1 protein-coding gene and 1 pseudogene are annotated in these 790 nt (G+C 68.4%); one reads left to right on the plus strand and one right to left on the minus strand.

Annotated features, from left to right (window positions below; translation table 11 throughout):
• Window positions 1-233: pseudogene (locus tag FV222_RS27980) on the minus strand (transporter); the annotation flags it as partial.
• Between the two features lie 286 nt (window positions 234-519).
• Between FV222_RS27980 and FV222_RS30785 the strand changes: the two are divergent.
• On the plus strand, window positions 520-790 hold a 271-nt coding region (locus FV222_RS30785; protein ID WP_210248523.1), incomplete at its 3' end, for a hypothetical protein.

Here is a 790-nt window from a genome sequence, read left to right on the forward strand (position 1 = left end):
AGCGGGGTCGACCAGACCAGGACCGGGATGTTGATCGCGGTGTCGGCGCCGAAGGTGGCGTCGGGCCGGCGGTAGATGAAGGTGTTGATCGCGTAGACGCCCTCGGGCAGCGGCGCGCCGGTGGCCAAGCCGACCTGCTCGCCGGGGATCGTGGTGGTCTGGGCGAAGGCTTCCGTCGCGGTCACGCCGACCGAAAGCATCACCGCTGCTGCGGCAAGCCAGTTCTTGATCATTTTCTCGTTCCTTCCCAAGGATTTCCGCGCTTCGTCCCGCCGCCTCTGCACTACCTTGCCGGTCTGCCGTCTGCGCGGCTCCCGTGCGAGATGTGCCAAGCGCCCCCTACGAAGCCGGCCCGTGTCTCAACGCTGATAACTATTCTACAGAGCGTCGGCGAAAGACAGTGGAATGCCTCGAATCTGATCAGCGAGAGCCGAACCGTTGCTCAAATGCCGCAATCTTGTCGCGGCGCAACAGTGACGGGAACCCAGCGGACGGGATCGCTATCCGGCAGAATAGCGCATGCCGTTCAGCGCCTTGGCGGAGGAAGCGGAGCGGGAGGATTCGGCAAGGCGGGCGGGACGGTTCGCCCGTGCGCCGACGCGGTCCGAGGCCTTCGACTGCGCCGCGAAGGCCTCGATCGAGCCGCCGGACCGTGCCCGGACGACCGAAACCACCGCGCCGGCCGCCGAATCGAGGGCGGCGCGGCGCGGCCGCCCGGCAGATCTTGCCGACCGCTTCCGGCATTCGGCGGGGGCGGCGGCGCGCCCCGTCGCTTACGGCGCGCCTACTC

Source organism: Methylobacterium sp. WL103, from assembly GCF_008039885.1.
GTDB classification, from domain to species: Bacteria; Pseudomonadota; Alphaproteobacteria; order Rhizobiales; family Beijerinckiaceae; genus Methylobacterium; species Methylobacterium cerastii.